This is a genomic window from Paenibacillus sp. SEL1 (genome assembly GCF_054602535.1).
On the sequence record NZ_CM137723.1, the window covers coordinates 3,801,540 to 3,815,324 of the forward strand.

At 42.6% G+C, this 13,785-nt stretch carries 11 protein-coding genes and 2 pseudogenes; 10 read left to right on the forward strand and 3 right to left on the reverse strand.

Translation table 11 applies throughout. The features are described 5' to 3' along the window. The first annotated feature begins 213 nt into the window (after positions 1-213). Positions 214-471, forward strand: a complete 258-nt coding sequence (locus ACYCSE_RS17735; protein WP_134910491.1) for a YciI family protein — start codon at positions 214-216, stop codon at positions 469-471. A gap of 386 nt (positions 472-857) precedes the next feature. After that, a complete protein-coding gene (locus ACYCSE_RS17740; RefSeq protein ID WP_459699108.1) occupies positions 858-1,373 on the forward strand; it encodes an OsmC family protein in 516 nt (171 codons plus the stop codon). 302 nt (positions 1,374-1,675) lie between these two features. Here the strand turns inward: ACYCSE_RS17740 and ACYCSE_RS17745 are convergent, their stop codons facing one another. Together ACYCSE_RS17745 and ACYCSE_RS17750 are read right to left on the reverse strand one after the other, a co-directional pair. Next, a complete protein-coding gene (locus ACYCSE_RS17745) occupies positions 1,676-2,779 on the reverse strand; it encodes a GerAB/ArcD/ProY family transporter (RefSeq protein ID WP_459702542.1) in 1,104 nt (367 codons plus the stop codon). 146 nt (positions 2,780-2,925) lie between these two features. Beyond that, positions 2,926-3,192, reverse strand: a pseudogene (locus ACYCSE_RS17750) (spore germination protein); the annotation flags it as partial. Between the two features lie 644 nt (positions 3,193-3,836). Here ACYCSE_RS17750 and ACYCSE_RS17755 point away from each other — a divergent pair. Then, entirely contained in the window at positions 3,837-4,805 is a 969-nt protein-coding gene (locus ACYCSE_RS17755) for a LacI family DNA-binding transcriptional regulator (protein ID WP_459699110.1), read from the forward strand. Between the two features lie 220 nt (positions 4,806-5,025). Here ACYCSE_RS17755 and rpoN read toward each other — a convergent pair whose 3' ends face one another. After that, positions 5,026-6,408 carry an RNA polymerase factor sigma-54 gene (gene rpoN / locus ACYCSE_RS17760; RefSeq protein ID WP_459699112.1) on the reverse strand — a complete coding sequence of 461 codons (1,383 nt, stop codon included), beginning with the start codon at positions 6,406-6,408 and terminating at the stop codon, positions 5,026-5,028. A gap of 274 nt (positions 6,409-6,682) precedes the next feature. On the opposite strand from rpoN, the gene ACYCSE_RS17765 reads away from it, so the two are divergent. The 7 genes and pseudogenes from ACYCSE_RS17765 to ACYCSE_RS17795 all read left to right on the forward strand — a co-directional run. Further along, on the forward strand, positions 6,683-7,504 hold the full coding sequence (locus ACYCSE_RS17765) for a Cof-type HAD-IIB family hydrolase (RefSeq protein WP_235307906.1): 822 nt from the start codon (positions 6,683-6,685) through the stop codon (positions 7,502-7,504). A gap of 49 nt (positions 7,505-7,553) precedes the next feature. Continuing rightward, positions 7,554-10,334 carry a sigma-54-dependent transcriptional regulator gene (locus ACYCSE_RS17770; protein WP_459699116.1) on the forward strand — a complete coding sequence of 927 codons (2,781 nt, stop codon included), beginning with the start codon at positions 7,554-7,556 and terminating at the stop codon, positions 10,332-10,334. 201 nt (positions 10,335-10,535) lie between these two features. Next, positions 10,536-10,955 (forward strand): PTS sugar transporter subunit IIA, encoded by a 420-nt coding sequence (locus tag ACYCSE_RS17775; protein WP_039269820.1) that lies wholly within the window; start codon positions 10,536-10,538, stop codon positions 10,953-10,955. A 1-nt stretch (position 10,956) separates the two neighbouring features. Beyond that, on the forward strand, positions 10,957-11,439 hold the full coding sequence (locus ACYCSE_RS17780; RefSeq protein ID WP_039269822.1) for a mannose/fructose/sorbose PTS transporter subunit IIB: 483 nt from the start codon (positions 10,957-10,959) through the stop codon (positions 11,437-11,439). A gap of 39 nt (positions 11,440-11,478) precedes the next feature. Continuing rightward, entirely contained in the window at positions 11,479-12,249 is a 771-nt protein-coding gene (locus ACYCSE_RS17785; RefSeq protein ID WP_023988666.1) for a PTS mannose/fructose/sorbose transporter subunit IIC, read from the forward strand. Positions 12,250-12,277: 28 nt separating this feature from the next. Then, on the forward strand, positions 12,278-13,102 hold the full coding sequence (manZ, locus tag ACYCSE_RS17790) for a PTS mannose transporter subunit IID (RefSeq protein ID WP_459699121.1): 825 nt from the start codon (positions 12,278-12,280) through the stop codon (positions 13,100-13,102). Positions 13,103-13,306: 204 nt separating this feature from the next. Further along, positions 13,307-13,432, forward strand: a pseudogene (locus ACYCSE_RS17795) (PTS mannose/fructose/sorbose transporter subunit IIC); the annotation flags it as partial. Positions 13,433-13,785 lie beyond the last annotated feature (353 nt).

Below are 13,785 nucleotides of genomic sequence, written 5' to 3' on the forward strand. Positions count from 1 at the left end.
CTTAACTCAAGGAGATTTGCCAGATGACCAAAGCAGAACGACACCAGCAGTAATGGACGGAGCGCATCACGGACTATCGAGCCAGTGGCCTCACTGTATGAAAAACGTGAAGATCACGAAATTGTGTACTAATTCAAAAGATTCGTGCTATTAAGAATATAAAGGCTTCATAGACTTGGTAATCTATTTTTCATTCACTTAAGGAGTGGTACAATGGCACATTACGCAGCAATCTTGCACATAGTTGACCCGGGAAAAAGACAAGAGTTACATCCTAAGCACCTGGAATTTTTGAACAAAATGAAGGAACAGGGGAAAATTTATGCCATGGGACCTTTTGTTGATGGGGCCGGCGGTCTAGTCATTTACGTTGCAGATTCATTGGAAGAGGCACAGGCGATGGTTGAAAAAGACCCGTATGTGTCGGAAAAAGCGCTTCGCTTGGAACTTCATGAGTGGAAAATGGTATAAATGAATATACATTTCTCTTTTAGGTTTTGTTTAAAGCCATCAACGCTACTATAATATCAAGAGGCCCCCAGTATAGGGAGCCTCTTTTTTGGGTGCACCTCACAGTCGCATCATTAGGTGGTTCAAATCCACCGGGTAACTTTACCCTTTAAAGTGCCGTAGCCAAAGCAGACATCCGGCAACCCAAGGTTTCGGATGGGCAGGGTGGAGAAAGTTTGGGAAGAAGAGCATCCGGCAGCTAAGTTTGAAATTCTTTCTGATGAAACCCCTAGTGAAGGACTATGTACTGATGAAGGGTGTGCGATCCCGCCTAAAAAGTCATAAAGGACAAGCCAGGATTCAATTAAATTGGTCTATGAAAAATATAAAATAGAGGAGTCCTAAATATGAGTAAAATGAACGGTGTAGATGTAAATATGCTCGGAAGCTTGGCAGAAAAATATAAGGAAAATCCCGAGGATGCGATTACAAGTTTTGCTTCTACAGTAAAATGGAAAGATGGGTTTTACTCGGAGGCCGAGGTTGGGGACTATAAGCCGGTACCCATTGATGAACCAGAGTGGCTATCCGGAACTGGAAAAGGGCCTAATCCCGTTGAGCTTTTGTTAAGTGCACTTGGTGCTTGTGTAGGTGTTGGATTCATTGCAACAGCTAGTGGTATGGGGATTAAAGTAAATTCGTTGGACGTTGATGTTACTGGCGAAATAGATCTGAACGTTTTCTTTGGCTTAAAAGAGGGGAATTCTGGCTTTGATGAAATAAACGTTCGTTTCAATGTGGACAGTGACGCAGATGAAGCGCAGGTTGAAAAGTTGATTGCAAAAGCCATAGAAATATCACTTGTGAGAAACACCATTGAAAGAAACGTTAAAGTGACTTCGATGTATACACTTCACAGTTAATACCATGTATACTTGATTGTTTTGCTAGAAAAGTAGACATTATGCGAGGAACACATAGCATAATGTCTACTTTTTTATAATTTTAGGATCAGGGTGCTTTCGTTTTCCCTTGTGGCTAAGGACATGTGTGCTCCCTTTTTTTGCCAAACGCCCTGCATACGTCAGTAGTTAGTATTTTAAAACAGCCGACAGGCCGATGTACGAACTATTCTACAGTGGGAGTGAAGAAAATAGATTTGCTGCTCCAGCAGCCGACTTGATCTAAGTAGAATGAAGCAAGCAGTAAAGATGGGATAGGTCGTCTACACATTTTGCTTCATTCCCTTCTTTCTGATCACGAACACGATGGAGAGAAGTACCGGAACCAGAAAAAACAAAATGATTCCCATGTATTCGACCGCACCGCTAAGGCTAAACACGTCCATCATACTGAGAGGAGTCATTGTGGAGATAAAGATAATCGGAATTAAGCCAAAAATCGCATAACGATATTTAAGACCGAATACCTGTGAGATTCCTAAGGATGCATTGAAGAAAAAACTGCAAAAATTACAAAACATTTGCATCATCCAGATCACCAGCAGCGGAAACTCCAGACGTTCAAAAAGAAATCCGGGGATTTCAAAACTGCGTATTAAATTAATGGTGGGCCAAGTACTTGTCACAGTGGAGTCCGTCGATAACCCGCCGATCACCATAACTACGGTCAGAAAGTACAAAACCCAAGGGATACTGATCCCCACTACCATGGCCTTAAATGCTTTTTCAGGGTGCTGCAGAAAAGCGACTAGTGTCATGACGACTTCGCATCCAACATAAACAAGAATAGTCGATTTTAGTCCCTTGATGATAGGTAAAATCCCGTCACTCAATACGGGACGAAGATGATCAATTTCAAATATCCTTAAACTAAAGACAAAACAGAAGAGCAGAAAAAAGAGACTAATCGGAAGTACAATCTGGTATAGCCGAGCGATGGGGTTAATACCTCCAAAAACCAAATAACTTCCTACCCAAATAAATGGAATCACAATCGCCCAGATGGGTGTGCCTTCAAGCAGATAAAACATCGTCACTTCAGCAAAAACCCGAATCTCGAGGCCAGCGATGATTAAAAAATATATAATCAATAATACACTTAAAAATCCTCCTGGGATGATGCCCACGATTTTTCTGGAGTATTGATACACGGTGTTTCCAGGAAACTGTTGACTTAATTTCACCATCAGCCAAACGACTAATATGACAATACATCCACCGATGAGGACAGAAAGCCATCCATCAGGAGTCTGTACCTTTTCAGTTACATTTCTCGGCAGTGTCAAAATCCCAGCCCCCAATACGGTATTGGTCAGGAATACAGCGGCCTGCTTCGTTGTGATCTTATCATCAGAGCGTGTAAACACCATAGCTCCTCCTTCGTCTTAGCATCATGGCTTACGTTTGCTTTGCTGCGTTTTCATCATAATAGGTCTTCTTTTCATCAGAGATATAGGAGCTTAGGAATACAAAAATTCCAGTTACTTATACTTTCCTGTTGTTCCTGTTAGGGTTGCTGATCTTTAAACATCAAAAATCTGCAATACCTGCTTGTTCATAATCTCTTCATCCTGCATACCTTCTATGAAGACTAACACGGACCGTGCATTTCTTCACCACAAACTCACGAAAATGCACATCACTATTTTCACCTATAGCCTCACGAATTGTCTTTAAGTCGGAATCATAATTCCCTGTAATCTAAAGGGGTAATCAACGCGAGAGCGGCCTGAAATAATGTAACCCACCTCGGAATATAAGGAATTATTTTAGACCACATGATGATCACCTCTAAACGTTTCAATTCATTTCCCAATAAGAACCAAGTTGTTCGTAAAGTATTCCTAATAAAGGTTGTATTTACACATGAGTCGGAAAAATCCGTTCCTAAATTGCAAAAGATCTGTAAAGACTTATGAGTAGGTTCATTTTCGAATGGAACTCCTACGAATGATATTATTTGTTTTTAGTGTAGTGATCGCTAACTAGTATTGGGCATGGAGACGGAGAATTGAGATAAGCATTTCCCCTCAATTTTAGACGTGTAAGTTTCCAATTAAGGTGCAACAGATAAATGACATTTTACAATACAGTCTATATAAGAAGTGACAAATGATAATACAGAAAGTGTCATTTTCATAGTACAGAAAGTGGCGTTTATAGGCTGTATTAATGACAAAACTAATTACAGCCGACAGAGAATGTTTATTTTATTGCTTTTTAGAACTTGACCCTAAGGATAGAGATGAATATGAACAGATGTAGAGGACAAGGACGTATACCTAATGGAATCCGCGCTGGTGCTTCAGCCCGGTAAGGAAGATAAAGAGCTTCAGCGAAAAAAGAGCATCAACAAAATTGAAACGTTTCCATCTTAGTGTTATTATAATTTTCATAAAGAGAGATAGAGGGAGGGAGATGCCGATGCCAAGTATTAAAGATGTAGCTAGCTTAGCTGGCGTAGCTGTAGGAACTGTATCCCGAGTTATTAACAACTCGGGCTCTGTAAAACCAGATACACGCAGAAAAGTGGAGGAAGCTATACAAGAACTGAATTATTTTCCTAATGAAGTCGCTCGAAATTTCAAGATGAGGAAATCCAAGATGGTAGCCTTGCTGCTTCCAAGTATCTGGCATCCTTTTTTTTCTGAACTGGCTTATTACATTGAGGATGAGTTGGATCAGGAAGGCTTTAAGCTCATGTTGTGTAATAGCGGCGGCAAGCCCGAAAAAGAACTGTATTATCTGGATATGCTACGGCAAAACAAAGTGGCTGGTATTGTCGGCATTACTTACAATGATATAGAAAATAGCGTAAGCAATGACATTCCGATTGTAAGTATTGATAGGCACTTCAACAAAAAAATTACTTGTGTGACCTCCGATAATTATGAGGGAGGGCGTCTGGCTTTGAGGAAGCTTGTTAAGGTGGGGGCCCAGAAACCGGCTTTTATGGGAAGCGTCACTTCCATTTTCAGTGAAACCATGAATCGGAGAAAAGGTTTCATTCATGAGGCGCAAACATTGGGAGTCGATTATGTAATCTACGAGAAGCCCGACCCTATAGTGGACGACGATGCCTATTTTAACGAGTTCCTAAATGAGCATCGCGATGTGGACGGCATTTTTGCTATTACCGATATGTTAGCCGCCAACTATATAGAAAGAGCACGCAGGGAGGGCATTCGCGTTCCAGAGGATGTAAAGGTTATCGGCTACGACGGGATTCAGGACCATCCTTATTTTCATCCGATATTGTCTACAATCAGGCAGCCAGTGGAGGAGATGGCACGTATGACAATCAGACTGCTTTATAAGAAAATCGAAGGTGAAACTTTAGATCAGCAAGTGTATCGTCTCCCCGTTGTCTTCAAGCAAGGCGAAACTACATGATTTTATTGTAAAAATATTAGCTCATTCGGTCGATTCATAGTATGGATCTACTAACTGATGTTTTTCTCACAGCAAATTGGAAGCGTTTCAAAAGTGAAAACATCCTAGTTCAAGAAAGGAGGTGTAATGGTGAATTCAAGAACTAGCGAGTCGGATCATTCAGGATCAAGCCAAATCGAAAAATATGGAACCGGATCAAACGCGACTATTCCTTAAACATTCAAACTTCAAACTTTTTTCTTTTGGCAGAAGAAAGATATCTCAGTTCTTCCCGATATTTCGCCACGGTTCTGCGTGATAGATGCAAACCTTCCTTTCCCAGCAGGGTAGTAATAGCCTGATCCGATAACGGTTTTTGCTTGTCCTCATCATCTATCAAATTTTTGATACGCTTTTTTGCACTCTCCGATGAAGCAGCATCTCCGTCCGCTGACGTCAAGGAGGAAGTAAAGAAAAATTTGAGCTCGAACAATCCGCGAGGCGTCTGTATAAATTTATTACTGACCGCCCTGCTGACCGTGGATTCGTGTAAGCCCGTCTTATCGGCAATCTCCTTTTGGGTGATTGGTTTGAGGAAATACACGCCATGCTCAAAAAAATCCTGCTGCTTTTCCACAATGGCCTTGGCAACCCGTAGAAGGGTCAGCCGACGTTGCTTCAGGCTATTGACCAGCCATTTTGCCGTATTCATCTTCTCATGGATAAAACGTTTGGTTTCACTATTCGGTAGATCCTGCATCATTTGCCGGTAAAAAGGGTTAATCTCAACCCGCGGCGCACTAATGTCATTAATCAGGACAAGATATTCCCCGTTGGCTTTTTCGACCGTGATATCTGCTATGATGTATTGCTGCTCTTTATGAGCAAATGCTGCGCCCGGGCATGGATTTAGCTTGCGAATTCGATCGGCCATCTGTATAACCTCTTGCCTACCGATTTCAAGAGCATCCGCAATTTTTTGTATCCGATTGTTCGCCAGATCGGCCAGATGGTTGCTTACCATTCTGACTATGCATTCATCATCCATGCCAGCAAGCTGGAGCTGGAGAAGAAGACATTCTTCCAAGCTGTAAGAGGCGATCCCCGGTGGATCAAAACTCTGTATCACCAAGAGCATATCCTCAATTTCGGCTATGGGAACGTCCAATAGTGAGGCGACCGTTGGAACATCAAGTTCTAAATATCCCATTTCGTTCAAATTGCCAATGAGGTACCGTGCCACCATACGCTGTGAATTTGTAAGCCCACATACCAGTCCAAGCTGCCTGTACAGATGTTCAAACAGGGTATCATTCGGATTGGGGACAAAATCCAGAAATGTAACGGGGTTTGCTCGCTGGACCGATGGATATTTTTCTCCGCCACGATAATGTTCAAGCAGATCTCCTTGATCTTTCTGTGAAAACCGCTCTGCTTCTTCTTTGATACTGCCTATGGACATATTAAACTCCGGCAAATCAATGACTGGATTATTGTTCGCCTGTTCATGCAGAAAGGATATTAAATCAGCCGAAGAATATTGCAAGATCGTGATTGCTTGTCGCAATTCGGGCGTCATAACCAGCTTGAATCCTTGTTCCTGTTGTAATCCATATCGTATCATTGACTTATTCAAACTCCTTTTCCATACATTTCCGGCACGAATTCACAGTCAGTCATTTATGAAAGATCTACTTCTCTAAGCCTATGCAATTCTCCTGCCTAGATGTTAACGTTACGGAGTAATTTTATCTGATAGAAACGATTCATAAACAAGCCAAAGCTTGTCGTAATAAGTAACAGTTATTATGTGTGTTGTATTTTTGGTTATATACACTATCTTTCTTGTATACTCATTCATTGAATAACAAAATACACTGGAGCTGGAGGAATCATTTATGGAAACTTATAAAATTGTCTGCATTGATATTGACGGGACGCTGCTTAACTCGGCGCATCAAATCACGGAAGCAACAAAAGAAACCATTCTCCAGGTTATAAATGATAAGCAGATTCCAGTGGTTCTTGTCTCTGCGCGAATGCCAAAAGCAATTATTCCATTGCAGAAGCATCTTGGTATTTCTGAGCCTCTCATATGCTACAGTGGGGCACTTGTTATAGATAAACACGGGAACAAGCTGAACACCCGTTATATAGATAAGAAAATGACACAGTGTTTGCTTGACAGCCTGGCTGAGTATGATCTTCACGTAAGCCTGTATAAGGATGATGAGTGGTATATTGAACAATTGGATGCATGGGCGCTTCAAGAACGTGACATCACCAATATCGAGCCTCGCATTTATAGTTTTTCTAAGCTTACCAGTGGTTGGAGGGAAGAGACTGATGGAACAAGTAAAATTTTGTGCATGGGTGATCCCGAAGAGATCAGACGCGTCCTTCAAGTATTGCGACCCCTATACGGCGAAGAAGTAAATCTCTACTTATCCAAGCCTACTTATCTGGAAATCATGTCAAAAAAGGCTTCCAAAACGGCAGCCATTCAAATTCTGCTAAAAGAGTACCAACTGAAACAAAGCGATTGTCTGGCTATGGGTGACAACTACAATGATATCGACATGCTGGCCTTTGCGGGACTTGGCATTGCCATGGAAAATGCTCCCCTTGAGGTCAAAGCTGCTGCCAACACCGTTACTCTCTCGAATGACGAGGATGGAGTAGCTCATGCGCTGAAAAACCATATTCTGTTCCCTAAATAAGCGGGTTGGAATAAATTTCCAATGACTGATTCAGGCTGGAGGAATACAGGTGAAAAGAATAGATAAGATTTTAGAGTATATTGCCGAAAGCACCAAGAAAATTTCCAAAGAGGCTTTATTTGCGGGGGAAGGGATTACGGCTGCGGAAATTGCTGATGATCAAAAGATGTTGAGAAACAATGTGAGCAAAGAGTTGAATAATCTGCTGCGTGACGATCTAATCCTTAAAATCAAAGGAAGACCGGTCAGATTTCTGCACAAGCAGATTATCGAGGACACCTTTCAGGTTCGGCTGAAAGAGAAACAAATTGAGGTCAAAAGCATCAAAGAGGTATTGCTGCCTGACGAACAGGTCGATCCGTTCCATGCTTTGATCGGTTTCAGGGGCAGCATGCGTAACCAGGTTGAGCAGGGGAAGGCAGCGATTCTGTATCCTCCTAGAGGTCTGCATACCCTGATAGTCGGGCAGACGGGTGTTGGAAAAACTATGTTTGCCAGGTTGATGTACCATTATGGCAAATATATGAAGCGGTTTTCAGAGCATGCGCCATTTATCGTTTTTAACTGCGCTGATTATTTCAATAACCCCCACTTGTTACTTTCCCACATCTTTGGTCACGTTAAAGGGGCGTTTACAGGCGCTGATCATGAAAAAGCAGGGCTGGTGGAGAAAGCTGACGGAGGCATCCTGTTTTTGGATGAGATTCACCGTTTACCCCCGGAAGGCCAGGAAATGATTTTCTATTTCATGGATACTCACACCTATAACAAATTGGGCGAAACGGATCGAAAAAGAGATGCGAGTGTGTTATTGATTGGAGCTACGACGGAAGATCCCGGATCATCCATGCTGAAAACCTTCATTAGGCGCATACCCATCACGATCAATATCCCTTCCCTTCAGGAACGTGCTATTGAGGAGCAAATGCTGATTTTGAAGTATTTGTTTGCTAACGAGGCCAATAGGGTAAACAAGCCGATTAGGATTGAACCAGAGGTAGTAAGAGCACTGATCGGCAGCGTCACCTACGGCAATATCGGCCAGTTAAAGTCGAACATCCAGCTGGTATGCGCTAAAGGTTTTTTAAACAGCATACATGAAAACAAAGAAGAAATAGGACTTGATTTTAAAAACCTGCCGGGAAATATCCGAGATGGTTTGTTTAATATTGATAAAACGCAATATAAGATGAAGGAAATCGGATGTATTTCCTCGTGCCTATACATTACTCCAGAAGGAAGAAAAGCTTTGGATGAAGAGGTTGTTTCCGAGCTGCCGTTTAACCTTTACAAATTAATTGAAGACAAGATTGGCATGCTGAAGGAAGAAGGGCTCGACGACGCCTACATCCACAGATTTATTGCTACGGATGTCAATATCCATATTAAAAGCTTTTATAACCGTTTTTATAACACCAAGGGGAGCAGGGAACGAATTCTGAAAATTGTGGACAAAGACATCCTTGAATTCTCCGAGCAGATTAAGGAAATGGCCAAAAAGGAACTAAACCGAATTTACAGTGAGAGATTCGTGTATGCTTTCAGTCTTCATTTAAGCGCCTTTTTCAAGCGCACCAGAGATAAAAAATACGGTGATGCACGAATCTATGAACCGATGAATGAACATGATGAAGAGTACAGACTGGCCCAGACTATCAAAAGTTTGATCGAGTCTAAGTTTGGAGTACATGTACCGGAGGCCGAAATAACTTATATGGCGATTCTTCTGAAATCTGTTGAGGAAGAACGACAGGGTAGTGTGGGAATTATTGTGGCAGCACACGGTACCAGTACAGCGAGCAGCATCGTCGGCGTCGTAGACAGCTTGCTGGGCAGTTCTAATCTTTGTGCTGTTGATATGCCCCTCGATGTCAGTCCTAGGGAAATTTTGGAGCTTATTATCGATAAAGTAAAGAGCATTGACCGTGGTAGAGGCGTGTTGCTGCTGGTTGATATGGGCTCTTTGCTCAATCTTGAAGAAACTATTATGGAACGTGTTGGAATTAATGTAAAGACCATTGATATGGTTTCAACTCCGCTCACGCTGGAGGCTGTCCGAAAGGCCAGTGTTTTTGACATGGGGATAGAGGAGATATACCAATCGCTAAAGGATTTCAGGGGATATAACAATAGCAGCGCCGCAGTGAAAGTAGTTCATAAGGCAATTGTGACGGTTTGCTCCTCCGGCAAAGGTGCAGCGGTCAAATTGAAAGAGTTTGTAGAGAAAGTTGTCTGCGATTTGACGGATGAGGAGATACTGGTTGTCCCGGCAAACGTAAGAGAGTTGGATAAAGTGGTCCAGGATATGCGGTCTAAGCGAACCATTCTTGCCGTGATTGGAGTAAAACGGCCAAGCGAGCCGGAAATCCCGTTTATTCCCTTGGAAAAGCTGATTGAAGCGAGCGGTGAGCAGACATTGAGAGAGCTACTGCTGAATAACAAGCAGATCCCTGCTGTGGATCAAAGTGTAGTCGTCAGGGAGTTATGCGAGGAAAGTCTGAAAGAATTTATGACGTATTTGAATCCCCACAAAATTCTGGGAATGGTGATGAGATTTGTGCAAGAGCTGGAACTTGGATTAGAAGTCAAATTTGATTATGCAACAAAAGTCCAAATTTCTACTCACACAGCTTATGCGCTGGAACGTATGGTTATTCGCGATGGACTTGTTTATCAGGGGGAAGTGAAACAGCTCGACCAGCACATATTCGAGGTGGTAAACCGTTCATGCAGCATATTTGTTTCTGGTATGAATCTTATACTTTCTGAAGACGAAAAATATTATATTTGCGAAATGTTGAGCGAAGTATATAACTTTATTCCACAGTAATGGTCAAAGAGTATAAAACGCTTTCATATGTGTATGAAAGCAGTGGAGATTGATAAATAATGATCTGTTCAGACTGGAAAAAAACCTCCGACGCAACGGGGGTTTTTTTGTTGTTTACAAAATTCCTTCTGATCTATACAGAAGTTTGGCACAGAACTTGCATCATAGATATGTGGAGAGAAAAAAAAGGGGGTGAGACAGATGATCGGTGTAATTGTTGGGACACACGGGAAATTTTCTGAAGAAATACTGAGGTCAACAGAAATGGTTTTCGGCCATTTGGATAATGTGGCAGGTGTTACGTTTGAACCAGGTGAAAGTGTCAGCGGACTTGTAGAGAAATATAAGGCTGCGTTGGCATCGCTGGATTGGACGGACGGTGTTATCTTCCTTGTTGATCTATTCGGCGGCAGTCCTTATAATGCTGCCAGCCGAATTGCAGTTAACCATGAAAAAATGGATATTGTGACAGGAGTAAACCTGCCAATGATCGTTGACCTTCTTGCAAACAGAGGAATTGAACAAGTGGAGAATTTGGTAAATTTAGCGATCCATGCAGGGCACGATTCCATGATGTCTTTTCGTGCCATTCGAAACAGTCAATTAGAGGAGGAATTATAGAATGGAAATTGCATTAGTTCGTATTGATGACCGTCTGATTCACGGTCAGGTGGCGACCGTTTGGGTGAAAGAAGCGAAGTGCAATAAGATTATCGCCGTTAGCGATGATGTCGCAGCGGATACATTACGCAAAACCTTATTGCTTCAGGTGTCGCCGCCTGGAATTAAGGCGTATGTCGTAACGATTAACAAAGCGATAGAGGCTTATAATAACCCCAAATACAGTGATTTTAAAACATTGTTTCTCTTTACCAACCCTACGGATGTACTGCGGGTTGTGGAAGGGGGAGTACCCATCCGCTCGGTGAATGTTGGAGGAATGTGTTTTAAGGAAGGAAAGACGCAGATTACCGGGGCGGTATCCGTAAACCAACAGGATGTAGATGCATTTCGTAAGCTGCATGAAAAAGGCATTGAGCTGGAAATCAGAAAAGTAGCCAGTGATCCGAAAATCAACTTGATTACCAAACTGCAGGATATGTGATCGTAAATACCAGGCGGCAACTAGAGAGGAGTTATAGAAATGACTGTTTTTCAAATTGTGATGGTAACACTGGTAGCGGCCATATGTGGCATGGGTAGCGTTCTAGATGAAGGGCAAACCCATCGTCCTCTGATTGCGTGTACGTTGATTGGCCTTGTCCTTGGCGATCTCAAAACTGGCATTATACTTGGCGGTACTCTGGAATTAATGGCTTTGGGATGGATGAATGTAGGAGCATCCATGGCACCAGACGCTGCTCTAGCCAGCGTGGTTTCAACCATTTTGGTCATCGTCGGCCATCAATCGATCGGCGCCGGAATTGCCGTTGCGATTCCAATTGCAGCCGCCGGACAAGTGCTTACCATTTTTGTCAGGACGATTACTGTCTTCTTCCAGCATTTAGCTGATAAGTATGCGGAATCTGCAAATTTCAAAGGAATTGAGCTATGTCACTTTATTGCCTTACTTTTGCAAGGTCTGCGCGTTGCTCTGCCCGCTGTTTTGGTGGCAGTTGCCGCAGAAACGGGCCTGGTGACTGCTATGCTTAACGCAATTCCGGAGGTTATCACAAGAGGACTACAAATTGCGGGCGGCTTTATCGTAGTCGTAGGGTATGCGATGGTCATTAATATGATGGCAGCCAAATACCTGATGCCATTCTTCTTTCTGGGCTTTGTCATTGCAGCTTTTACCAGCATTAATCTGGTTGGTTTTGGGGTCATTGGCGCGGTTCTGGCTCTGCTTTACATCCAGTTGAGCCCAAAATACAACCAGCGTAATGAGAAGATGGAAGAAATTGAAGAGTTATAGTAACTACCTGAAGGGAGAGGAGAGCACTATGAAAGAAAAGAAGCTGACTAAAAGTGATTTAAATAAGATGTTTGTCCGTTCATGCTTCCTGTTAGGCTCGTTCAATTTTGAGCGAATGCAGTCGATCGGTTTCTGTGTCACCTTGATCCCTGCGATTAAGCGGCTGTACAGCAAGAAAGAAGATCAAAAAGAGGCATTGAAAAGACATCTGGAATTTTTCAACACTCAACCGTTTATCTCGGCGCCTATTATGGGTGTAACGGCTGCGATGGAAGAGCAGAAAGCGAGCGGCCAGCCGATTGACAATGCGACCATAAGTGGAGTCAAAGTCGGTCTAATGGGACCTCTTGCGGGAGTGGGTGACCCCATTTACTGGGGGACTTTACGTCCGGTTCTGGCTGCTCTCGGAGCCTCAATCGCCTTATCCGGCAGCCTTGTCGGACCGGTTCTTTTCTTCCTTCTCTTTAACACTGCACGCTTGGCAACGAAATGGTACGGTCTGAAATACGGTTATCTCAAAGGTACGGAGATTGTCTCCGATATGTCGGGAAACCGGTTGCAAAAACTCACGGAGTCAGCCTCCATACTGGGGCTTTTCGTTATGGGCGCACTTGTTTCTAAATGGACTACCCTGAATGTGCCGCTGGTGGTATCAAGATATGTGGGAACGGATGGAAAAGAGGTTATTACGACCATTCAGATGATTTTGGATCAATTGATGCCTGGACTTTTACCACTATTATTGACCTTTTTATGTATGAGGCTACTGAAAAAGAAAGTGAACGCAATCGCTCTGATTTTTGCTTTATTCGCAGTAGGCATTATTGGGTACGCATTTGGTGTTTTGGCTTAAAACGTGCGGTCAGGGAGTCATCCTTGGCCGGACTTTGTCGGATTTTTGTGACCAAAGCAGCGTAAACATAAGATATTGAACTATAGAGTTAAATATAAACGCTTTGTCAAGAACATTACTTGGAGTTCAAAATATTAAAAGAGGATATGAAAGATGGTGAAGAGGAAGTTAAGTATGTTGCTTATTTGCAGTGGGCTATAACATCCCTTCTTCTTCCTGGGATTTGTCATTGCCGCTTTCACGAACATCAATCTAGTTGGTTTTGGGATCGTAGGAACTGTGCTGGCTCTGCTATACATCCAGCTCAGTTCGAAATACGGCGGAAATTGAAGAGCTATAAGAAAATATTTTATGAAAGAAGGGGAGTACATATGGAAGAAAAGATGATGACCAAAAACGACTCAAACAAAATATTTGTACGTTCTTGGTTCCTTAATTCCGACGATTAAGCGGCTGTACAGTAAGGTTACTACCGTTCTTACTGACCTTCCTTTGCATGAGACTGCTTAAAAAGAAAGTGAACGCCATGGCTCTCATTTTTTGCGCTATTCGCAATTGGTATTATTGGATACGCTCTCGGTGTCTTGGCTTGAATAATTCTTAAAACTATTTGGTCAAGGAGTTATCCATCACCGGGGATAGGCTTTCATTATAAGGCGTTTTGAACTGATTTATAAAATTAG

Bases quoted from the DNA above. Each gene is read 5' to 3' on its own strand.
- ACYCSE_RS17775 (WP_039269820.1), top strand. From the start codon at position 10,536: ATGATCGGTGTAATTGTTGGGACACACGGGAAATTTTCTGAAGAAATA.
- ACYCSE_RS17755 (WP_459699110.1), top strand. From the start codon at position 3,837: ATGCCAAGTATTAAAGATGTAGCTAGCTTAGCTGGCGTAGCTGTAGGA.
- ACYCSE_RS17740 (WP_459699108.1), top strand. From the start codon at position 858: ATGAGTAAAATGAACGGTGTAGATGTAAATATGCTCGGAAGCTTGGCA.
- ACYCSE_RS17735 (WP_134910491.1), top strand. From the start codon at position 214: ATGGCACATTACGCAGCAATCTTGCACATAGTTGACCCGGGAAAAAGA.
- ACYCSE_RS17785 (WP_023988666.1), top strand. From the start codon at position 11,479: ATGACTGTTTTTCAAATTGTGATGGTAACACTGGTAGCGGCCATATGT.
- manZ (WP_459699121.1), top strand. From the start codon at position 12,278: ATGAAAGAAAAGAAGCTGACTAAAAGTGATTTAAATAAGATGTTTGTC.
- ACYCSE_RS17765 (WP_235307906.1), top strand. From the start codon at position 6,683: ATGGAAACTTATAAAATTGTCTGCATTGATATTGACGGGACGCTGCTT.
- ACYCSE_RS17780 (WP_039269822.1), top strand. From the start codon at position 10,957: ATGGAAATTGCATTAGTTCGTATTGATGACCGTCTGATTCACGGTCAG.
- rpoN (WP_459699112.1), bottom strand. From the start codon at position 6,408: ATGATACGATATGGATTACAACAGGAACAAGGATTCAAGCTGGTTATG.